Raw genomic sequence first — 21,561 nt, 5'->3', positions numbered from 1 at the left:
GCGGTGGGGTACCAGGGGATGATCTCCCGGCGGGCGAGCAGGCGGACGTCCCAGTAGAGGAAGGTGAAGGCGCCCGCGACGAGGAACGCCACCGCGATGGTCGCCGCCAGCCGGGACGGGCGGGCGGCGAACCAGCGCTGTAGCCGGCTGCCGGCGAACCACGCCAGCAGCAGGAACAGCACCGCCATGACGACGATGTTGCCGATCGACTGGAGGGTGAACGCGGCGGCGCCGTACAGCGGGTTACCGCTCTCCGCGGCATCGCGGAACATCTGGCGGAACAGCGGGAACGGCCGTCCGATCAGGAAGCCGGCGATCAGCGCGCCCATGAAGATCAGCGGGGCGTTGGGGTACCGGCGGGAGATCCGGGCGAACGGGTCCGGCACCACCTTCAGCGCGGCCAGCCCCAGGTAGACCATGATCAGCCCGATCAGGCCGAAGACCACCATGGACTGGATGCTGCGCGGGGACAGGGATCCGGGTGTGTTCGGAGCGGTGGAGAACTGGGGCATCGAGGTGCCGACCAGGCCGACGATCGCGCCGTACACGGCCGAGACCGCGATCATGCCGACCGCCATCCAGCCCAACGGGCGCAGCGGTGTCAGGAAGCGGCCCAGCCGGCTGTCGGACGTGCCGGCCAAGGGGGCGAGGGCGCCGAAGGCGGCGACGTTGCAGGCGGTGAAGGTGCCGGCGACGCCGGAGACGAACGCGAAGATCACGCCCGCCACGACCCCGGTCAGCGGAGTCTCCTTGGCGTCGTGGCCCAGCATGGTGTTGGCGACGTTGTCGCCGATGGTCTGGTCGACGAACTCCGCCGACCAGACGACGGTGAGCAGGAAGCCGCCCAGCACGCTGAGCAGGATGATCAGCCCGCGCCGGCGTGGCACGTCCCCGGGGACGAACACGGAGGTGGCGCGGGGCTCGGACGGCGGCCGGATCTCGTCGACGGCGCGCGGACGGCTGGTGCGTCGGTCAGCCTGAGTCACGGAAAGCTCCTCGACATTTACGGAGGGTGAGAATTCGATGATGGTGGATTGACCGAGGGTGGGTTTCTCCCTGATTGCTCGATCGGTGGCCGGCTGACGACACGTGCGGGTGACCGGTTTGTCGGTCCTGGTCGACTTGCCGGGGTGGGGCGTTAGGTTGGTGTCCCCGTCACGTCGGGAGGCCGGGTTGTTGACGCGTGTCGAGTCGTGCGAGCGCATCCGCGCTGACCGCCGCTGCTGACCCCGCGGCTCGGGAGATGGACAGCGCGGGGCGTTCGGTCCGACCGTGGCGGCTTCGGCCGGCGGAAGAGGGCATCAAGGTCAGCCGCCTGGAGGTCTTCTTCGACCTGGTGTTCATCTACGCGCTGTCCAACGTCGCCCGGGCCACCTTCGGCGACCACACTCCCGACGGACTGCTGCGGGGCGTCCTGGTCCTGGCGCTGCTGTGGTGGTGCTGGATCTCCTACGTCTGGGTGGGCAACAGCGTCCACGCCGGCGAGGGTTGGATGCCGATCGTCATCTTCGTCGTGATGGCGGCGGTCTTCACGGTCGCTCTGACGCTGCCGGAAGCCTTCGTCGACCTGCCCGGCGGCTCGAACGGGCCGCTGGTGTTCGCCGGCTGCTACTTCGTCATCCGGATGTTGAGCCTGGTGGTCTTCCGGCAGGTCACCCGGCACGACCGGCCGGTCCGCCGGCTAGCGTTCCGCCTCGCCGTCCCGGTGTTCACCGCCACCGGCCTGCTCGTCCTCTCCGCGTACCTCCCCGGGCGGGTTTTCGGTGTGGACCGGTTCCCGATCCAGGTCGTCCTGTGGACGCTCGCGGTCGCCGTCGAGTACGCCGGCGGCTTCCCGGTCGGCGGACGACGGTGGCGGATCGTCTCCGCCGCGCACTGGACGGAACGCTACGAACTGATCATCATCGTCACGCTCGGTGAACTGATCATCTCGGTCGGCACCGGCATCAACCCGTTGAGCTGGTCGATCAGCTGGCCGGTCATCTGCGCGGCAGTGCTCGGGATCGCGGTCACCGCCACCCTGTGGTGGGCCTATTTCGACGTCATCGCCCTCGCCGCCCAGTTGGCCATGCGGAACGCGCACGCGTACGCCCGGGTCGCGCTCGCCCGGGACGGCTACGTCTATCTCCACCTGCCGATGGTCGCGGGGATCATCACCCTCGCCGTGGGCGCCGAGGATCTGCTCAAGCAGCTTAGCGACCGCGGCGTTCCGCTGGAGCAACCGCTGGACCCGGCCGGCACGTACCTCATGTTCGCCGGGGTGGGCATCTTTCTCCTCGGCCACCTCGGTTTCCAGCTCCGCGTCCTCGGTACGGTCACCTGGACCCGAGTCGGCGCCATCGTGCTCCTGGTGGTCCTGACGCCGGTGGCGGTGTCGGTCCCGGCCCTCGCCTCGATCGGCATCCTCGCCTCGATCGGCCTGGCGCTCGCGGTCGCCGAACTCATCGTCCTGGCCGGCTCCCGCCGGGCCCTGCGGGAGGCCGTCCTGGAGGAACACCACGCCCACGCGGCCCGTGAAGCCGAACGGTGGTGGCGTTGAGGCGTTCGTTTGCATGGCCATGCGGCATGGTGCATACTTTTCCCCGTGTCCAAGGTTCTGACCTCCCTGCCCATCGGTGAACGTGTCGGCATCGCCTTCTCCGGCGGCCTCGACACCTCGGTCGCGGTCGCGTGGATGCGCGACAAGGGCGCCATCCCGTGCGCCTACACCGCCGACATCGGCCAGTACGACGAGCCCGACATCGCGTCGGTGCCCGGTCGCGCGCTCAGCTACGGCGCCGAGGTCGCCCGCCTGGTCGACTGCCGTGCCGCCCTGGTGGAGGAGGGTCTGGCGGCGTTGACCTGCGGCGCTTTCCACATCCGTTCGGGCGGGCGGGCGTACTTCAACACCACCCCGCTGGGTCGGGCGGTCACCGGGACCCTGCTGGTCCGGGCGATGATCTCCGACGACGTGCAGATCTGGGGCGACGGCTCGACCTTCAAGGGCAACGACATCGAGCGGTTCTACCGGTACGGCCTGCTGGCCAACCCGCAGCTGCGCATCTACAAGCCGTGGCTCGACACCGACTTCGTCACCGAGCTGGGTGGGCGCAAGGAGATGTCGGAGTGGCTGCTCGACCGGGGCCTGCCGTACCGGGACAGCACCGAGAAGGCGTACTCCACCGACGCCAACATCTGGGGCGCCACGCACGAGGCGAAGACCCTCGAACACCTCGACACCGGCATCGAGACGGTCAACCCGATCATGGGGGTCCGGTTCTGGGACCTGTCGGTGGAGATCCCCACCGAGGACGTCACCATCGGCTTCGACCAGGGCCGCCCGGTGACGATCAACGGCAAGGAGTTCGCCAGCCCGGTCGACCTGGTGCTGGAGGCCAACGCCATCGGTGGCCGGCACGGCCTGGGCATGTCGGACCAGATCGAGAACCGGATCATCGAGGCCAAGAGCCGGGGCATCTACGAGGCGCCCGGCATGGCACTGCTGCACGCCGCGTACGAGCGGCTGGTCAACGCGATCCACAACGAGGACACCCTGGCCAACTACCACAACGAGGGCCGCCGCCTCGGCCGGCTGATGTACGAGGGACGCTGGCTGGACCCGCAGGCGCTGATGCTGCGTGAGTCGCTGCAACGCTGGGTCGGCACGGCGGTCACCGGCGAGGTGGCGCTGCGACTGCGCCGGGGCGAGGACTACTCGATCCTGGACACCACCGGCCCGGCCTTCAGCTACCACCCGGACAAGCTGTCGATGGAGCGTACCGAGGACTCGGCGTTCGGCCCGTCGGACCGGATCGGCCAGCTCACCATGCGCAACCTGGACATCGCCGACTCGCGGGCGAAGCTGGAGCAGTACGCCACCCTCGGCATGGTCGGCGGCGGCGCCCCGCAGCGGATGGTCGGTGCCGCGCAGGCGGCCTCGACCGGGCTGATCGGCGCGATGCCGGAGGGCGGTGCCGAGGCCATCGCGTCCCGGGGAGTGCCCTCCGCGGAGGACGAGGCGCTCGACCGCGCCGCGATGGAGTTCGGCGTCGACTGACCTGCCGCTGCCGCTGCCGCTGCCGCTGCCGCTGCCGCTGCCGCGCGCTCGGCGCGTCGTCGCTGTTGCACCGTGCTTGTCCAATGGGTCACGTGGCTGACGACATCGAACACCGGCTGGCTGCGGCCGCCGAGGCGCTGCGTGAGCACGAGGTGACCACGCGGCGGGTGGCGGATCTGCGGACCCGGGTGGACGAGATGGCCACCCGGGTCGCCGCGCTGCGCGCCCGGTGCGCCGGCGAGGAGAAGGACGTCGCCCGGCTGGAGGGCCTGTCGCTGACCCGGGTGCTGGCCTCGTTGCGCGGCGCCCGGGACGACCTGCTGGCCCGCGAGCGCGCGGAGGCCGACGCCGCGCGCTACCGGCTGGCCGAGGCCGACGCCCGCCTCGAGGCGCTGCGGCGCGAACACGATGCCGCCCAGGCGTGGCTGCGCCAACTCGCCGCGGCACCGGACACGTACGCCGCCATGCTCGACGAGAAGGAGCGGCACCTGGCCGGCTCCGGCGACCCGCGTGGTGCCCGACTGCTGGCGCTCGCCGACGAGCGCGGACGGCTCACCGGAGAGCTGCGTGAGGTGGGCGAGGCCCGGCACGCCGCCCGCGCCGCACACGACGCCCTGGCGCAGGTGCGCGGCAAGCTCGACAGCGCCTCGGGCTGGTCGACCTACGACACGTTCTTCGGCGGCGGGATGGTGAGCAGCGCGCTCAAACACTCCCGACTGGACGAGGCGGCCCAGGCCGCCGCCCGCGCCGACCGGTGCCTCGCCGTGCTGCGTACCGAACTCGCCGACGTCGAGGGCATGAACCTGATCGCGCCGCGACTGGACGTCGGCCGCCTGACCAGATTTGTCGATGTCTTCCTCGACAACATCTTCACCGATCTCGCCGTCCGAAACCGGATCAGGCAGGCCGTGCACAGCGTCGACCAGTCCGTCCAACTGGTCCGCGAGGTGCATGGCCGGCTGGAGCAGCGGGCCGCCCAGGCGCGCGCGGGCCTCGTCGACATCGAGTCCGAACGCGACCGTCTCCTCAGGTCCCGCTGAGCGCCCTCACCGGCGGCGTTTCCGGCCCGTTGCGGGGTTGACGCCCCTGGAAGTTAACGTTAACAATGCGGTGACCATCGAACTCGCCGTTCGATGGCCGGGCCATCCGGAGCGCCAGATCGGGCGCTGCCCGGTCCGCCGACCCGTGGTACCGCCGGCTTCGCGAAGGCGAGCCGCAGGTGCCCTGCCTTGCCGGCTCGCCGACGGTCAGCGCTGTCGTTGATCCCCACCTCTCGATGGAAGGAGCCTTCTCCCCGGCCATTTAGCGAACCGGTTCGACGAATTGCGACCACCCTCCGGGTGCCGGTGCGGGGGATCGCGAGTCGCCGGCTTCGCGCGAGGACCATCACCACCGCAAGCGACAACAAGGAGCTGCCATCATGGCGTTGTCGAGAGCAACCTACATACGCGCGGCCGCGCTGTCCGCCGTACTCACCTTGGTGGGTACGGCGGGGTTCGCGGTGCCGGCCGCCGCCAGTCTGCCGTCCCCGTCCCTGCACTACGAGTTCAACGGCATCGATCTGTCCACCGGGGTCATCCCGGACACCTCCGGTAACGGGCTCGCCGGCACACTGGTTAACCGCACCACGGCGTCCCTGGTGGACGGGGCCGGCGGCGGCTCGGCGCTCAAGCTGCCGGGCGGAGCACCGACGTCCAACGGTGCCTACGTCAGCCTGCCCCGCGCCGCTCTCCAGGGCGCCTCCGACCTGACCGTCTCGACCCGCATCAAGTGGGATGGCAGCACGTCACCCTGGCAGTGGATCTACGCACTCGGTACGAACAACACCCGTTACCTCTTCACCACCCCGTACAACGGGGACGGTCGGCTCCGCACCGCCATCACCACGGCGGGCGGTGGCGCCGAAGCGCAGGTCACCGGCTTCGCGCAGCTGCCCGGCGGCCAATGGCGCACGCTCACCACCACCCTCGACACGGACGCCGACCGGATCACCACCTACCTGGACGGTGTCGCGGTGGCGTCCGCCCGGACCACCATCTCCGCGGGCGACCTGCTGACCGGCTCGGGCACCATCGCCGGCTACCTCGGCCGGTCCTTCTACCAGGATCCGCTGTTCGCCGGCGCCGTCGACGACTTCCGCATCTACCGCAGCGCGCTCTCCGCCGAGCAGGTCGCCGAACTGGTCGGCGGATCCACTCCCACCCTGACCGGCCTGTCCCAGGACACGTTCGACGTGCGGACCTCGATCGGCACCGCGCCAGCGCTGCCCACCACCGTCCGCGCCTCCTTCACCGACGGCTACGACCGCGCGGTCGCCGCCACCTGGAACGCCGTCAACCCCGCCGACTACAGCCGCCCCGGCGTTTTCCGGGTCACCGGCACAGCGGCCGGGAAGCCGGTCAGCGCCACCGTGACGGTGGTCCGCGAGGGTGAGTTGACCATCGACCTCGCGACGAACACCGGCGACTTCCACGGCGGCGCGGCAGGGGCTCTGTATGGGCTGTACGCCCCGGGAGTTCCCACCAACAACCTCATCGAGGGCATGAACCTGCGTACGGTCGCCACCAAGGGGCAGGACGGCGCCCAGCATCCCGGCTCCGACGCGCTGGAGATCGTCAAGCCGCTCGCCGACAGCACGGACGGCGACGTCTACGTCCGCACCACGGACTTCTACCGTGGCTTCCCGTACCAGTGGCCCGGCAACACCCCGGAGGCGAAGCTCTCGGGGTACATGCAGGTCCTCGAGCGGCAGCTGGACCAGATCGCCCAGCTCGACCCGGAGTACCGGGACAACATCGTCATCGAACCCTTCAACGAGCCGGAAGGGAACATGTTCGGCACCGGCCAGTGGAGCTACAACCGGGTCAGCTGGCTGAACAACCCGACCGACTACTTCCGCGCCTGGGACCAGGCGTACGCGATGATCAAGCAGAAGCTGCCCGACGTGCGGATCTCGGGGCCGAACACCAGCGTCCTCTACACCCAGGTCAAGGGCTTCCTCGAGCACGCCGTCGAGGCCGGCACCGTGCCGGACATCGCCACCTGGCACGAGCTGAGCCACCCGGCCCAGGTACGGACTAACGTGGCGCGGTACCGCGAGTGGGAGGCGGAGGTCTTCGCCGGTACCCGCCACGAGGGCCGGAAGCTGCCCATCAACGTCAACGAGTACGCCTTCAACTACCACACCTCGGTACCCGGACAGATGGTCCAGTGGATGTCCGCGATCGAGGAGTCGAAGATCGACGCGATGATCGCCTTCTGGAACATCAACGGCAATCTCTCCGACTCGGCGGTGCAGGCCAACCGGGCGAACGGCCAGTGGTGGCTGTTCAACGCGTACGCCGGGATGACCGGGCACACCGTCAAGGTCAGCCCACCGTTCCCCGGCCAGAACTACAGCCTCCAGGGCGTGGCCACGCTCGACGAGGACCGGGCCCAGGCCAGGGCGCTGTTCGGCGGCGCGGCCGGCAAGGCCTGGATCAGGTTCGACAACGTTCCGGACGCGATCGGCGGCAAGGCCCGCGCGTGGATCCGGGAGATTCCGTGGACCGGGCAGATCGGTGACTCGGCCGCTCCGGAGATCATCGCCGAGCGGGTGGTGAACGTGATCGACGGGATGGTGGCGTTCGACTTCGGCGGCGACCTGCCCACGCTGTCGGCGTCGTCCGCGTACGAGATCGTGTTGACCCCGGCCGGCACCGGCAAGCCGACCGCCGTTGCCCCCACCCTGTGGAAGGGCAGCTACGAGGCCGAGGACGCCGCGCACCGCGGCAGCGGCTACAGCCGCAACGGTCCGGAGGGTTCGCCGTCGGACGTGTCGAAGTTCTACACGTCGGGCGGCTACAACGTCGGTGGTCTGCGGACCGGCTCGGACGTCGTGCTCGACTTCACCGTCGACGTCCCCCAGGACGGCAACTACGACCTGAGCGTCTTCGCCAACTCGCTCAACACCTTCGGGCTGGTGCAGGAGCAGGGGCCGACGAATGTGTTCCTGCGCGTCGACGGTGGCGCCGAACAGGAGCTGTTCCTGCCACTGGGCTACAAGTGGGTGGTCTGGGACCACACCGACACGACCGTGCAGCTGACCGCGGGTCGGCACGTCATCTCGCTGGCCGCGCGAAGCCTCGACGGAAGCCGGGCGACCAAGGGTGACGCGCTGGTCGACCGGATCACGCTCGCGCTGCCGAACCCGGCGGCCCGCGCCACCTACGAGGCGGAACTGGCCGACCTCGACGGCGCGAGCCCGATGTACGCCGGCCCGCGGCTCAACGGCCGCAGCGTCTCCGGCTCCGGGGTGGTGGAGGTCGCTCGCGGTGACTCCGTCACGTTCTGGGTCTACTCGGCCGAGGACGCGGAGTCGACCGTCACGGTCCACACGCTGGCCGGCGGGAATGGTCAGCTGGCCGTCAACGGGCGTGACGTTGGCCGGGTCGCCGGACCGTCGTCGGCGGTGGCGGTGTCGTTGTCCGGCGGGGTGAACAAGGTGACGGTGACGGGCAGCGCCGGACGGCTGCTGCTGGACCGGATCGAGGTCAAGCCCACGACGGGCACCCTCAAGGTGGTCGAGTACGAAGCGGAGCAGGCCGCGCTGGCCGGTACGGCGGAGGCCACCACGCTGACGCTGGCCAGCGGCGGCAAGGCGGTCAGCGGCATCGGGGGTGAGCCGGGGAACCAGAACACCCTGACCTTCACCGTCGACGTCGACCGCGCCGGCCTGCACGCCATGCGGGTCAGGTACGCCAACCCCGAGCAGTCGCAGGCCTCGCACTACAACCCGAACCCGATGACCCGCCGGGCCGACCTGTCGATCAACGGCGGCGACGTGGAGAGCGTGCTCTTCCCCGGCTCCTTCCACCGGAACAACTTCTGGGAACTCACCGTCCCGGTGGAGCTGAAGAAGGGCCGCAACACCATCACCTTCTCCTCGGAGGAGGCGCGCAACTTCGACGGTGTGACGTACAGCGATAGCCTCTGGCCTGGCATCCTGCTCCGCTCGAAGCACGCGCCGGTGATCGACAAGATCTCCATCGCCCGGTTCAGCAGTTGACGGTAGCCACCACAATGACCGCACTCGCGGCGACCTGAACACCCGTACGGCCAGCCGGTCCAGCACCATGGATCGGCTGGCCGTACGGCCGTGCCGGTGCCGCCGAACCGCTTCGGCAGGCGGGTGTTCCAGTGACGACAGGAGGAACCGTGGTCACGATCGGCGATGTCGCCCGGGCCGCCGGGGTGTCCCGCAGCACGGCGTCGTACGCGCTGTCCGGCCGGCGGGCGATCTCGCTCGAGGTGCGGCAGCGGGTCCAGGAAGCCGTTCGGGCGCTCGGCTACACGCCCAACGCCGGGGCCCGGGCGCTGGCGACATCGCAGACGATGGTGATCGGCCTGCTCGCCCAGCTTCTCGAGGGCGAGTTCGCGCCGGCCATGCTGCAGTACATGCTGGGCGTCTCGGACGCCGGCCGCGAACTCGGCTACGACACACTGCTCATCACCGAGGCCGACGGTGCACACGCCCTGCGCCGGATCACCGACTCCCGCATGGTCGACGGGCTCGTCCTGCTCAACGTCGCCCACCAGGACGTGCGGCTGCCGGTCCTGCGCGCCGCGCCGCAGCCCGGCGCCCTGGTCGGGCTGCCCGGTGACTGTTCCGGGGTCGACGTGTTCGATCTCGACTTCGAGGAAGCCGGCCGGGCGATGGTCGACCACCTGCACCGCCTCGGCCACCGGGAGATCATCCTGATCTCTCAGCCGGAACTCGTGGTGCAGCGCGGCGGCGCCTGGGTGTGGCGGCTGCGCAACGCGGCGCTGGAGCAGGCACAGCGGCACGGGATGGTGCTGCACGCCGTCTTCGGCGAGTCGCGGCAGCCGGCCGTCGGCCGGTCGCTCAACGCGGTGCTCGACACCTACCCGGGCGCGACCGGGCTGCTCATCGACAACGAGGCGGCCGCCGCGGCGCTGCCGATGGTGCTGCACCTGCGGGGCCTCCAGGTGCCACGGGACATGTCGGTCATCGGTCGTTACTCGGACGAGTTCGCGCAGATCTTCTCCCTGCCCTATTCGTCCATCGACAGCGCTCCCGACCGGCTGGGGCGCCTGGCCGTCCGGCAACTCGTGCGCCGAATCGCCACCGAGTCGGAGAGCGAGGAACCCTACGTCCTACGACTGATCGCCCCGGACTTCGTCGACCGGGAAAGCACCGCACCGCCACGCGGTCAGCACCGATCCGGCCAATACACTGGCCGGCATGAGTGAGCCTGCGGAGGCGACGGCACCCGCCCGCGCCGGCTCGTGGTTCGCGGTGGCCGCGGCCACCGTCATCGCGGTGACGGCCTGGGCGGGCTACTGGTGGTTGGCCGTGCCGCGTTACGACATCTGCGCGGCCGTCCTGCCCGCGCCAGCCGGCTGCCGGATCGCCGGTCGGATCCCCATCGCGACACTGTGGACGGCGATCATCGCGGTGCTCTACCTGGCCACGGCCGCCCTGGCCGTCGTCCGTCCGCGCGGTCGCTGGTGGCCGTTCGTGGCCGGGGTCGCGGTGCTGGCCATCGCGGCGTTGTGGGGCTACCGGGCGGTGCAGTACGCCGGCGGCTGACCCGCGGGCGAGCTGCGCTGCGCGCCCGGGAGCCGACCAGGCGCGGGATCAGCCGAGTTCGTCGGTGCGCCCCCGCTCCAGGTAGACCGTGCCCACCTCCACGTTGCCGGCGGTGGTGGTCTTGGCGCCGCTGGCCAGCAGTTCCCCGGTGCGTGGATCGAAGAGCAGGTACTCGCGGTCGTGGCCGGCGGGGGAGGGCCGCGGACCCTGGCCCCGGCCGGCCGAGACCGCGACGCCGGTACGCCCGACGGAGTCGGTGTCTTCGCCCTGGCACACCACCCCGTCGGTGGCGGCGAGGAACCGCAGCACCGCGGCCCGGTGCGCGGAGTCCAGGACCCGTTCCCGGTTCAGGTCGGCGACGCTGGCCAGCGCCTGCGCCGGGCCGTTCTCCCGGGGCCGGTACAGCGCCTGCGCCATTGCCGTCGGGTCGGCGGCCGGCAAGGCGGTGACATCGAGGTCTCCGGGGGCCAGCTCCGTCGTCCTGGTGGTCTCCGACGTCAGCTCACGATGCTGCTCGAAGTATTCCCGCGATTTCTCGTCCGGGTAGGTCGGCGTGCCACGGACCTGCCGTAGCCGTCCCGAGCCGTCCTCCGCGAGCCACCGGGTCGTCTCCTCGCTGTACCAGATGGTCGCCATGCCGGCATCCGCTACCGGCATCTCCACCGAGCCGCCGCCGGCCCAGGTCATCCGCAGGTACTCGTACCGTCCGGTGCGCCCGTCGTACGGCGTGGCTGCCAGCTGGTCGGCGATCTCCGCCAGACAGGGCGCCGATTCCGACGTGGAACCCGGCGGAAGGTACGGCTGGGGCGAGGCCGGCGGGCCGCCGACGCCACGCACGACCACGACCGCAGTCGCCACCACGGCAAGAGCAGCGACGGGTACGACCCACCACGCCCGCCGCCGTGGCGGCACGGCGGTGGCGTAGGACGTCACGTCGTCGCGGGCGCGGTCGAGCACCGCCTCGACGTCACCCGGCCCGACCTGCACCCCGCGCGCCGGGTCAGCCGCCGCCAACAGTTCCCGCAGCCGCTCACTCATCGGACTCCTCCCAGCTGACCGTCGACCGAGGTGGCCGGCGAGGGACGTTCCCGGAGCAACTCGGCGAGCCGCCGCCGTGCCCGGTGCAACCGCACCTTGGCGGTGGCCGAACCGCAGCCCACCACCAGCGCCGCCTCGCGCAGGGAGAGTTGCTCCCAGCCGACCAGTCGAAGAATCTCCTGGTCGTCGTCGGACAGGCGGCCCAGCGCGGTCCGCACATCCATCAGCCGCACGATGCCGTCGTGCCGGTCCAACCCGACCGTCTCGGTCAGCTCACCCGACGGCGGCACCGCCCGCTGCGCCCGCCAGTGGTTCGCCAGCAGGCGACGCGCGACCCCGTACAGCCACGGCAGTGTCCGCGCCGGTACCTCCCACCGGCGTCGCCACGCGACCAGGAACACCTCCTGGGCCAGCTCCTCGGCCGCCGCCATGCCGTCGAGCCGGCGCAGGCCATAACGGACCACGTCCGGAAAGTGCCGCGCGTAGACCCCGCGGAACCAGTCCGTCCCCCGGTCGTTGACGTCCCTCATACCTCTACCTGTGTCAGCCGGCGCCCGTTGGTTACGCCGCTGCCGTCGATTCGGTCATCGCATCGGTGCAGCGTCGCGCCCTTCCTGCGGGTCAGATGGTGACGACGACCTTTCCCGCCGGGTGCCCGTCCGTGAAGTGCCGGAGCGCGTCCGCCGCCTCGGCGAGCGGATAGGTGCGGTCGATCGCCGGCGTCAGCGCGCCGGACTCGATGAGTTCCCGCAGCTCGTCGAGGTCCTCGTTACGCTCCACCGCGCTCACGGTGCGCAGCCGTTGACCGACGAACAGGGACAGCAGCGGCGCCCGGAACATCTGCCGGCCGTAGCCACCGAGCAGCCGGCCCCGGGCGTACGCGCCGCCGACCAACGCCAGCGTCCCGCGTGGGGTGAGCGCGCGCCGCAGCAGTGCCAGCGGGCGGTCGCCGCCGGTGTCGATGACGACGTCGTAGACCGGGCCGTCGCGGTCGATCTCCTCGTCGGTGTAGTCGAGGACGTCGTCGGCGCCGAGGGAGCGGACGAACTCGGTCCGGGCCGGGGCGCAGACGCCGGTCACCGTCGCGCCGTACGCCTTGGCGATCTGGACCGCCAGTGAGCCGACGCCACCGGACGCGCCGATCACCAGCACCCGGTGCCCCGGGCGCACCGCACCGCAGTCGCGCACCGCCCGCAGCGCCGTCATGCCGGACACGGGCACCGCGGCGGCCTGCGCGAACGACAGGTTGGCCGGCTTGCCGGCCAACCGTTGCGCCGGCGCGCTCGCGAACTCGGCGTACGAGCCGCCCAGGCAGGTGCCGTACACCTCGTCGCCCGGCCGGAACCGGGTCACCCGGGCGCCGACCGCCGTCACCACCCCGGCCAGGTCCCGGCCGCGTACCGCCACCCGGGGCCGGCGCAGCCCGGCCGCGAGGCGTACCAGGTAGGGGCGGCCGGCCATGAAGATCCACACGCCGGGGTCGACGCCGGCTGCGCGTACCTGGACGAGCACCTCGTCGTCGCCGATGGCCGGCCGGTCGATGTCGCGCAGGTCGAGCACGTCAGCCGGGCCGTAGTTGTCCTGGACGATGGCCTTCACGGTGCCACCTCCTCCGAATCGGGGTACTGGAACACGTCGTCGAGCCGTACGCCGAACACCTGGGCGATCCGGAAGGCCATCTCCAGCGACGGCGAGTAGCGGCCCTGTTCGATGGCGATCACGGTCTGCCGGGTCACGCCGATCCGCTCGGCGAGGTCGGCCTGGGTCATCTCGTCGTGCGCGAAGCGCAGCGCACGGATGTTGTTGGTGACACGGGTCGGCTTCACCACTGCGGGACGCCCCGGCGGTAGACGATCACCTTCGCCAGCGAGCCGACCACCGCCGACAGCACGAAGCACAGGTAGACGCCGTTGGCGATCCAGAACCATTCCCACTCGGCCAACGCCATGAGCATCGCCGACACCGCGCCGATGACCACGAACGCCTGGCCGACGTGGTCGCCGAGCCGGCCGATCTCCCGGTCGCGTACATCCTTGACGCGGGACGCCCGCGGGTTCACCACGCCGATCCCGATCTCGGCCACGATGTTCGCCGCGATGGCGCCGCCGACCGTCCACAGCAGCGCGCCGGCGTAGGGCACCGCGGTGAGCGGCCCGCCGTCGACCCGGCCCAGGACGACGACCACGTACACGGCGTACGCGATCACGCTGACCACCAGCATGATCCAGGCCCGTTTCTCTTCGTGCGTCATGACCCGGCCTCCCGGTGTAAAGAATCCTTGACACGCCAAGAGTAAAGGACGCATGACAACATGTCTAGAAACTTTGACACCTGATGCCGCAGGTGCTCGCTACGAACCGAACGGCGGCTGCGGACCGCGCCGAGTTAGAGGTCCCGTACCGCCCGCAGCGCCGCCTCGACGTCGCTCTCGTCGTTCGCGATGGTCGTGCCGAAGCGCAGGTACGACGGGCGGTACGGCGTCGAACTGGCCACCACCTTCCGGTCGTGCAGGCGGGCCACCGCCTGCTCCGCGGAACTGCCCGACACCTCGCAGCAGACGAGGCCGGCGGAAAGCTCGGGGCCGGTGGGCGTGACGAGGTTGACCCCGGGCAACCCGGCCAGCCCTTCCTTGAGGCTCGTCGCCAACTCCCGGGTACGCCCGGCCACCCGGGCCTTGCCGATCGCCCGGTGCAGCTCGAAGGCCTCGGCGAGCGCCCAGCGGTGTTCGAAGGCGTGGTAGCCGCCCGGCGTGGCGGCCGAGCCGGGCGCCGGGGCGCCGCCGTCGAAGCCGAGCCAAGCGGCCATGCTGGGGCCGTCGAACGGGGCGATGATCGGCGTGAACCGGGCCCACGCCTCGGATGTCCCGCAGATCAGGCCGGTGCCACGCGGACCCAGTAGCCACTTGTGGCAGCCGGAGACGAGGAAGTCACAGCCCAACTCGGCGAAGCTGCTCTCCTCGGCGCCGAAGCCGTGCACACCGTCCACACACAGCAGCACGTCACCGCCGTGCAGCGCGTCGGCGATCGCCCGGATCGGCAGCTTCACGCCGGTGCCCGAGTGGACCCAGGTCACCGCCACGACCCTGGTTCGGGGCGTCACCGCCCGGGTGAGGTTGCCGACGATTTCGTCGGTGCTCGCCGTGGCCGGATCGGTGTAGAGCCGGACGCGGCGTACCTTGATGCCGTCGCGGGCCTCGCGCAGCCGCAACGCCTCGTGCGTGGCGTAGAAGTCGTGTTCGGTGGTGAGCACCTCGTCGCCCGGTCGCAGCCGCAGCCCGCCGTAGAGCAGGCCCAGCCCCATGGTGGTGGAGTCGGTGAACGCCACCGTCTCCGGATCGACCTGAAGGTAGTCGGCCGCCGCCGACGTCACGGAGCGTTTCAGTCGCTCGTTGTTGCCTTCCAGGTAGCCGACGGGATCGGCGTCCAGCCCGGTCCGGTGGCGCTCGATCGCCGACCGGACCGAGGCGGGATGGCTGGCTAACACGTACCTCGCGAGGTGCGCCACGTCCGGGGCGAGCGGGAACTGCGCTCGTACGCTGGACCAGTTGGTCGGATCCAGCGGCGCCGGGCTCGCCGCGCCGACCGGCCCGGCCCGTTGCGACCTCGCGTCGCACCCCGCCAGGGTCGCGGCGGCCGCGACCCCGAACACGCTACGGCGTCTCATGAGTGACAGCGTCCGGCATCCAGGTCACACTGCGGTCACTCGAGCGGTGTGGTCAGGGGATCGGCCACTCGTGGACCGGGCGGTTGCTGTGCATCAGCTCCACGTAGTGCCGGACCACCTCGCGTAGCGCCGCTGGGCGGTCGAGCTGGTCGGCCGACTCCAGCCGGTGCAGCGTCGCCACCTGCCAACTCGCCCCGTTGCGGCCGGTCAGGCAGCGCTGCTCGATGATGCCGAGCAGGCGGTCCCGCTCGGCCGGTTCGACGTCCCACCGGTCCAGACCGTGCGAGGCCAGCGGCAGCAGGCGGCGCAGCACCAGCTCGGTGACCGGCAGATAGCCCAGGCCTGGCCAGAAGACGTGGGCGTCGATGCCGTGCCGGGCGCAGGTGTTGAAATTCTCCTCGGCGGCGCTGAACGACATCTGCGACCACAGTGGCCGGTCGGCCTCGGCGAGTGCGCGGACCAGGCCGAAGTAGAAGGCCCCGTTGGCGACGGTGTCCAACACGGTCGGCCCGGCGGGCAGCACCCGGTTCTCCACCCGCAGGTGTGGCCGGCCCTTGAGCACGTCGTAGACCGGCCGGTTCCAGCGGTAGATCGTGCCGTTGTGCAGCCGCAGCTCGGCCAGGGTCGGCACGCCGCCGGCGGCGAGCGTCTCGGCGGGGTCCTCCGCGTCGCAGACCGGCAGCAGCGCCGGGAAGTAGCGCACGTTCTCCTCGAAGAGGTCGAACACCGAGGTGATCCATCGTTCCCCGAACCAGACCCGCGGCCGTACGCCCTGCGTCTTGATCTCTTCGGGGCGGGTGTCGGTGGCCTGCTGGAACAGCGGGATCCGGGTCTCGCGCCACAGTTCCCGGCCGAAGAACAGCGGTGCGTTCGCGCCGAGCGCCACCTGGACCCCGGCGATGGCCTGGGCGGCGTTCCAGTAGTCGGCGAACTGGTTCGGGCCGACCTGGAGATGGAACTGGGTGCTGGTGCAGGCGGCCTCCGGGGTGATGGTGTCGGCGGTGACGGCCAGCCGTTCCACCCCGTTGATCGCGATCCGCAGGTCTTCGCCCCGCGCGGCGAAGATCTGCTCGTTGAGCAACGCGTACCGGGGGTTGGCCGACAGCGTGTCGGCGGTCAGGTGCTCCGGCAGGACGGTGGGCAGGATGCCGATCATCACCAGGTGCGCGCCGACCGTCCGGGCCCGCTGCTCCGCCGCGTTCAGACTGGCCCGTACGTGTTCCTCGAACTCGGCGGTGCCGGTGCCGGCCAACCGTCGGGGCGCCACGTTGATCTCGATGTTGAACTGGCCGAGTTCGGTCTGGAAGCTCGGGTCGGCCACCGCCTGGAGCACGTCGGCGTTGCGCATCGCCGGCATCCCGGCGTCGTCGACCAGGTTCAGCTCGATCTCCAGCCCGGTCATCGGCCGGTCGACGTCGAATCGGGACTCGCGCAGCATCTCGGCGAAGACGTCGAGGCAGCGGCGTACCTTGTCCCGGTAGCGAGCCCGGTCCTGGCGGCTGAAGGTCTGCACGCCGACTTCCTCGCCCATGGTCACCACCCTGTCACCGCTGGTACCCCCAAACCTCGCACGTCGGCGCAACCGAGGAAAGCCCCGACGGCCCGGTTGTGCACCATTGAACCTTTTTCAACCTGAACCGCGTGGCGGTTACGGACCGCATCCGACTTTGCGGTCCGTCGCGGTGACGCCGGTCGCGTCACCGGCCCGGGTGCCCGGCGGTGATCCAGGGCGTCGATACCATGTCCGGCGTGCGTGAAAAAGTGACCCGGCTGTTCGTGGTGGCGGCGATCGCGGAGGCGATCTCCTGGGCTGGCCTGCTGGCCGGGATGGCGGTCAAGTACGGCCCGCCCGCCAACGAGCTGGGCGTGCAGATCTTCGGGCCGATCCACGGCGCGCTGTTCGTGGCGTACGGGGTGCTGGTGCTGGCGGTGGCCCGGGTGCACCGGTGGAGCCTGCTGGCCACCGGCGTGGCGCTGGCCTGCGCGGTGCCGCCGTTCGCCACCCTCGCCTTCGAGCGGTGGGCCCGCCGGCGCGGCATGCTCGCCGTCGCCGAGCCGGCCCGTGAGCCGGCCCCGGTCGGCTGACCCGGCCCGCTCCTCCGCTCCCGGGGGTGGCCCCGGTGCCGTCAGTGCCCGCCACCACCGGTCAGGACGCCCGATTCGAGGACGATGACGGTGCCGATCAGCATGAAGACGCCGGGCACGATCCAGTGCCCGAACCGCTCGACGATCGCGATGATCCTCTGGTGCGAGCCGAGCCAGGATCCGGCCAGGCACCAGAGCGCGACTCCGATCGCGAACACGGCGACGGTGATCAGGCTGTCGGCCAGTCCGATGGTGCGGAACATCGGCGTGTAGACGGAGATGTTGTCCGCGCCGTTGGCGATGGTCACGCCGATCACCGAGGCCAGCCCGGCGGCCACCGTCACGGTCGGCAACTCGTCCTCGCCACGGGCCCGGATCGCCGCGACGAGACCCTTCACCCCGAGCGCGAACGGGACCAGACCCAGCAGGCCGACCCACCGGTCCGGCACCAGGGTCAGGCCGAGGGCCGCCACCGCGGACGCGACGACCAGCAGGCCGATCCCGACGTACTGGCCGGTCCAGATCTGCCATGGCCGGGGCCGGCCGGACGCCCTGGCGGACAGGAACAGCACGGTCAGCACGATGATGTCATCGACGTTGGTGCCGGCGAACACGCCGACCGCCGTGCCGATCGTGCGAACAAGCTCTGCCACGGCTGATCACTGTAGAGACCGCTGCCGGTGCCGGTGCCGGTGCCGCTGCCCGTGCTGCTGCCGCCGCCCGCGCCGCTGCCGGTGCCGGTGCTGCTCGTCCGGCCGGCGCGGCCGGCCTCAGGTCAGCGCCGTGCAGGCCGCCAACGCGGCGAGCAGCAGTGTGCCCAGCACCGCCTGCAACAGCAGCGGTGGGCCGAGGTGCGACCAGAGCGTGGCCGTGCGGGGCCGGAGCAGCTGCCCGGTGGTGAGGTTGACGATCCGCTCGATCTTCGGCGGCAGGTCGGAGTCACCCTGATCGCGCAGGGTCAGCTGGACCTGGTCGGCCGGGTGCAGCGCGCTCTGCGGCAGGTGTCCGTGCAGCTCGACCTCGTACGCGCGACCGTTGGCGTCGCGCAGGCGGATCGGGGTGACCAGGTACTCCGGGCCCTTCTTCAGGTCCTTGAAGCTGCGCCGGCCGGTCCCGGAGCCGGCCGAGAGCAGGGCGCGCACCAGCCGGGCGAGCAGGCCGGCCACCCCGGCGGCGGCGAGCACCACCACCAGCACCGGCTGCCCCACGCGTATCTCCCGGGGGTAGCCGTCCATCAGGCGCACTACCTGGGCGGTGAGGATCCGGCCCGTGGGGTGCAGGCTGCGCCGGGAATACGATGTCGTGTCCATGACCACCACCCAGAGTCCGCTTCCGCCTACAGATCGTATCGATCCCCGGAGTTGAACGACGTGAATGAAAACGGGTCACGCCGCACGGCTGGTAGGTGACAAGCCGGACGGCGCGGGTAAGCGGTGGGCCGAGCTGGAAAGGGGTCGAGCATGCAGCTGTCCTTCCTACGCCCGCTCTACGGACGTCCAGGCCCGTGGTGCTCGGTCTACCTGGACGCCTCGCTGGACACCGAGGACGCCCATCCGGCACTCCATCTGCGTTGGCGCGGCCTGCAACAGCAACTGGCCGAGCAGGGGGCGGACGAGCAGACCATCGCCGCCCTCGACGGGGTGATCCGGGGCCACGACCCGATGCCCGGCGACTACGGGCTGGCCGTCTTCGGTACCCGGGGTCGGGTGGTGCTCTCCGAGTACCTGTCCGCCCCGCCGCGGCGGGATCTGGCCGCGTACGCCCCGCTGCCGCACGTGATGCCGCTGCTGGCGCAGCGGGGCGAGCAGGTGGCGTGGGTACGGGTGCTGGCCGACCGCACCGGCGCCGACGCGATGTCAGTCAGCGCCGGTGGCGTACCGCGTCGGGCCCACATCGTCGGCCGGGAGAGCTACCAGCTGCGCCGGGTCAAGCCCGGCGGCTGGTCGCAGTCGCGCTACCAGCGCGCCGCCATGGAGGCATGGCATCACAATGCCGGTGACGTCACCGCCGCCACCGTGGAACTGGCCGAGCGGGTCGGCGCCGAGGTGGTCGTGGTGGCCGGCGACGTCCGGGCGACTGGCATGATCGCCGCCCAGATGCCGGAACGCTGGCAGGACATGGTGGTCCGCACCGACGCCGGATCGCGGGCCGGCGGCGCCGACCAGACCCTGCTGGACGACCTCACCGTGCAGACCATCGCCGAGGTGGCCGACCAGCGGGTGAACGCCGCGCTGGACCGCTTCGGCATGCAGGAGGACGTCGGCGCCGGACTCGACGCCGTGGTCTCCGCGCTGCAACGCAACCAGGTCGACACCATGCTGATCGTGGACGACCCGTCCGCCAACGGCGAACTCTGGATCGGCCCGGGGGCCATCGACATCGCCACCGACCCGACCCAGCTGCCCACCGTGACCGACCCGGAGCGGGTACGTGCCGACGCCGCGCTGGTCCGCGCGCTGGTGGGCACCGACGCCGAGCTGACCGTGCTGGGCCCGGAGGAGGCTCCGGAACTGGTGGACGGGGTGGGCGCGGTGCTGCGTTACGTCGACCCCTCCACCCCGGGCCGGGACGGTGCCTGACCCGACCGTGCCCGACCCGACGGTGGTTGACCTGGCCGAGGTTGGCCCGGCGGTGCCTGACGCGGCCGTAAGCGGTCCGGTGGTGGTTGATCTGGCGGAGGTTGGCCCGGCGGTGCCTGACGCCGCCGTAAGCGGCCCGGTGGTCATTGATCTGGCGGAGGTTGGGCCGGCGGTGCCGGAGTCGGTTGTGGGTGGCCCGACGGTGGTTGACCTGGCCGAGGTTGGCCCGGCCATGGCTGAGGCGCTCGTCGCGCGGCTGTCGGCCTGGCGGGTGTCGCGGGTCTTCGGCCAACCGGGCGAGGCGATTGCGCCGCTGGTCGATGCCCTGAGGGCCGCCGGTGGCGACCCGGAGTTCGTGCCCGCCCGGCACGGGGAGACCGCGGCCTTCATGGCGACCGGGCACGCCCGGTTCACCGGCGGGATCGGCGTCTGCCTGGCGGCCGAGGGACCGGCCGCCTTCGGGCTGCTCAGCGGTCTCGCCGGCGCCCGACGGGCCGGCTTGCCGGTGCTGGCGATCGTCGGCGCACAGCCTCCCGACGCGTCAACCGCCCCGCACCCGTCGAGCCGCCCGCACCCGTCAGCCGAGTCGTCCCCGTCAACCGGCCCGTACCCGTCAACCGGCCCGCGTCCGTCGACCGAACCGCACCGTTCAGTCGATTCCCGGCCGTCTGATCCGCCCGCATCCGCCGACTCGTACTCGCGCATCGGCCGGTTGTTCGCCGGGGTGTGCCGACAGGTGCGGTATGCCGGGGACCCTCACCGCGTTGCGGATGTGGTGGACGAGGCGCTGCACAGCGCGGTGACCACCGGTGGCCCGGTCTGCCTGGTGCTGCCCCACCACGGGCACGGCGACCGGCGTCCCGTCAGCGGTACGGACGGGCCGATCGATCCGGCGCTGGTGTTCGACGAACTCGCCGCCCGGCTGCCCCAGCGGGTGACCGTGACGGTGGACGGCGACGCGATTCTCACCCGCCTCGATCGCCAGTTGCCGCGCGGGGCGGTCGTCCTGCCGTGCGACGCTCCCGAGGCGACCGGCGGCGCGTTGCCGTACGCGATGGCCGCCAAGCTGGCCGACCCGGACCGGCCGGTGCTCGCCCTGGTCACCGACGAGGGAATGCAGCTGCACGGCCTGGCCGAGCTGGTCACGGTCGCCCGTGCCTGGTGGGCGTGGCCCGACCCGCGTCTGGTGATCCTGGTGCTCAACACCCGGTCCGTCCACCGGCGGTACCCGGATGCGGCGCGGACGATGGCCGACGACGTCCCGTACGCGGGCTGGGCCCGGCTGCTCGGCCTGCATGGCGTACGCGTCGACCGGCCCGAACTGGTGGGCGTGGCCTGGGACGAGGCGCTGGCCGCGGATCGGCCGTGCGTACTGGAGATGGTGGTCGACCCGGCTGCGCCCGCCTCCCGCGACGGCGCCGCGGCCCCCAGCCACGCCGCCCCTTCCCCGTAGGCGAGCCCAGCTGCGCCAGGCGTATCGAAATCTTGGACAGTTTCCGTTAGCGCGTAACGGAAACTGTCCAAGGTCTTGGAAATGGTGGGCTTGCGGTGCCGTCACTGTCTCTTAT

19 protein-coding genes are annotated in these 21,561 nt (G+C 71.2%); 9 read left to right on the top strand and 10 right to left on the bottom strand.

Annotation, left to right across the window (positions count from 1 at the left end):
- The coding region (locus tag C1I95_RS18475) for a sulfite exporter TauE/SafE family protein (protein WP_111215062.1) at nucleotides 1-986 on the bottom strand (986 nt) is incomplete at its 3' end.
- A gap of 197 nt (nucleotides 987-1,183) precedes the next feature.
- Between C1I95_RS18475 and C1I95_RS18470 the strand changes: the two genes are divergently transcribed.
- The 6 genes from C1I95_RS18470 to C1I95_RS18445 all read left to right on the top strand — a co-directional run bounded on the left by C1I95_RS18470 (nucleotide 1,184) and on the right by C1I95_RS18445 (nucleotide 10,628).
- Complete coding sequence (locus C1I95_RS18470) at nucleotides 1,184-2,539, top strand: low temperature requirement protein A (protein WP_146605760.1); 1,356 nt, start codon at nucleotides 1,184-1,186, stop codon at nucleotides 2,537-2,539.
- Nucleotides 2,540-2,584: 45 nt separating this feature from the next.
- The gene (gene argG, locus C1I95_RS18465; protein ID WP_111215060.1) at nucleotides 2,585-4,036 is read left to right on the top strand and encodes an argininosuccinate synthase; all 1,452 of its coding nucleotides are present in this window, start codon (nucleotides 2,585-2,587) and stop codon (nucleotides 4,034-4,036) included.
- A 92-nt stretch (nucleotides 4,037-4,128) separates the two neighbouring features.
- The gene (locus C1I95_RS18460; protein ID WP_146605759.1) at nucleotides 4,129-5,076 is read left to right on the top strand and encodes a hypothetical protein; all 948 of its coding nucleotides are present in this window, start codon (nucleotides 4,129-4,131) and stop codon (nucleotides 5,074-5,076) included.
- A 380-nt stretch (nucleotides 5,077-5,456) separates the two neighbouring features.
- Entirely contained in the window at nucleotides 5,457-9,083 is a 3,627-nt protein-coding gene (locus tag C1I95_RS18455) for a LamG-like jellyroll fold domain-containing protein (protein WP_111215058.1), read from the top strand.
- 149 nt (nucleotides 9,084-9,232) lie between these two features.
- The gene (locus C1I95_RS18450) at nucleotides 9,233-10,288 is read left to right on the top strand and encodes a LacI family DNA-binding transcriptional regulator (protein ID WP_111215057.1); all 1,056 of its coding nucleotides are present in this window, start codon (nucleotides 9,233-9,235) and stop codon (nucleotides 10,286-10,288) included.
- Nucleotides 10,281-10,628, top strand: coding sequence for a hypothetical protein (locus C1I95_RS18445; protein ID WP_111215056.1), 348 nt, complete (start codon nucleotides 10,281-10,283; stop codon nucleotides 10,626-10,628). Before C1I95_RS18450 ends, C1I95_RS18445 begins: the two co-directional genes overlap by 8 nt.
- A 48-nt stretch (nucleotides 10,629-10,676) precedes the next feature.
- Here C1I95_RS18445 and C1I95_RS18440 read toward each other — a convergent pair whose 3' ends face one another.
- From C1I95_RS18440 to C1I95_RS18410, 7 genes are all read right to left on the bottom strand, one after another.
- Nucleotides 10,677-11,666, bottom strand: a complete 990-nt coding sequence (locus C1I95_RS18440; protein WP_111215055.1) for a CU044_5270 family protein — start codon at nucleotides 11,664-11,666, stop codon at nucleotides 10,677-10,679.
- Nucleotides 11,663-12,196 (bottom strand): RNA polymerase sigma factor, encoded by a 534-nt coding sequence (locus C1I95_RS18435; protein ID WP_111215054.1) that lies wholly within the window; start codon nucleotides 12,194-12,196, stop codon nucleotides 11,663-11,665. Before C1I95_RS18435 ends, C1I95_RS18440 begins: the two co-directional genes overlap by 4 nt.
- Nucleotides 12,197-12,287: 91 nt before the next feature.
- The gene (locus C1I95_RS18430) at nucleotides 12,288-13,265 is read right to left on the bottom strand and encodes an NAD(P)-dependent alcohol dehydrogenase (protein WP_111215053.1); all 978 of its coding nucleotides are present in this window, start codon (nucleotides 13,263-13,265) and stop codon (nucleotides 12,288-12,290) included.
- Nucleotides 13,262-13,495 carry a helix-turn-helix transcriptional regulator gene (locus C1I95_RS18425; RefSeq protein WP_111215052.1) on the bottom strand — a complete coding sequence of 78 codons (234 nt, stop codon included), beginning with the start codon at nucleotides 13,493-13,495 and terminating at the stop codon, nucleotides 13,262-13,264. Before C1I95_RS18425 ends, C1I95_RS18430 begins: the two co-directional genes overlap by 4 nt.
- On the bottom strand, nucleotides 13,489-13,917 hold the full coding sequence (locus tag C1I95_RS18420; protein ID WP_111215051.1) for a hypothetical protein: 429 nt from the start codon (nucleotides 13,915-13,917) through the stop codon (nucleotides 13,489-13,491). The genes C1I95_RS18425 and C1I95_RS18420 overlap by 7 nt, the downstream gene beginning before the upstream one ends.
- A gap of 134 nt (nucleotides 13,918-14,051) precedes the next feature.
- Nucleotides 14,052-15,329: an aminotransferase class V-fold PLP-dependent enzyme gene (locus C1I95_RS18415; RefSeq protein WP_111215050.1), complete on the bottom strand. Its 1,278-nt coding sequence runs from the start codon at nucleotides 15,327-15,329 to the stop codon at nucleotides 14,052-14,054.
- 52 nt (nucleotides 15,330-15,381) lie between these two features.
- On the bottom strand, nucleotides 15,382-16,860 hold the full coding sequence (locus C1I95_RS18410; protein WP_111215065.1) for a glutamate-cysteine ligase family protein: 1,479 nt from the start codon (nucleotides 16,858-16,860) through the stop codon (nucleotides 15,382-15,384).
- 209 nt (nucleotides 16,861-17,069) lie between these two features.
- Between C1I95_RS18410 and C1I95_RS18405 the strand changes: the two genes are divergently transcribed.
- Nucleotides 17,070-17,414, top strand: coding sequence for a DUF3817 domain-containing protein (locus tag C1I95_RS18405; protein ID WP_111215049.1), 345 nt, complete (start codon nucleotides 17,070-17,072; stop codon nucleotides 17,412-17,414).
- A 41-nt stretch (nucleotides 17,415-17,455) separates the two neighbouring features.
- Here the strand turns inward: C1I95_RS18405 and C1I95_RS18400 are convergent, their stop codons facing one another.
- Complete coding sequence (locus C1I95_RS18400; RefSeq protein ID WP_111215048.1) at nucleotides 17,456-18,067, bottom strand: cadmium resistance transporter; 612 nt, start codon at nucleotides 18,065-18,067, stop codon at nucleotides 17,456-17,458.
- 117 nt (nucleotides 18,068-18,184) lie between these two features.
- Nucleotides 18,185-18,724 (bottom strand): hypothetical protein, encoded by a 540-nt coding sequence (locus tag C1I95_RS18395; RefSeq protein ID WP_111215064.1) that lies wholly within the window; start codon nucleotides 18,722-18,724, stop codon nucleotides 18,185-18,187.
- 150 nt (nucleotides 18,725-18,874) lie between these two features.
- Here C1I95_RS18395 and C1I95_RS18390 point away from each other — a divergent pair, with 150 nt between their 5' ends.
- Both C1I95_RS18390 and C1I95_RS36405 read left to right on the top strand, forming a co-directional pair.
- A complete protein-coding gene (locus C1I95_RS18390) occupies nucleotides 18,875-19,993 on the top strand; it encodes a baeRF2 domain-containing protein (protein WP_111215047.1) in 1,119 nt (372 codons plus the stop codon).
- 232 nt (nucleotides 19,994-20,225) lie between these two features.
- On the top strand, nucleotides 20,226-21,446 hold the full coding sequence (locus C1I95_RS36405; RefSeq protein ID WP_233513737.1) for a thiamine pyrophosphate-binding protein: 1,221 nt from the start codon (nucleotides 20,226-20,228) through the stop codon (nucleotides 21,444-21,446).
- Nucleotides 21,447-21,561: the final 115 nt, after the last annotated feature.

This window comes from Micromonospora craterilacus, from assembly GCF_003236315.1.
GTDB classification, from domain to species: Bacteria; Actinomycetota; Actinomycetes; order Mycobacteriales; family Micromonosporaceae; genus Micromonospora; species Micromonospora craterilacus.
Note: the sequence above shows the minus strand (reverse complement) of the source record. Positions and strands in the feature narration are given on the sequence as shown.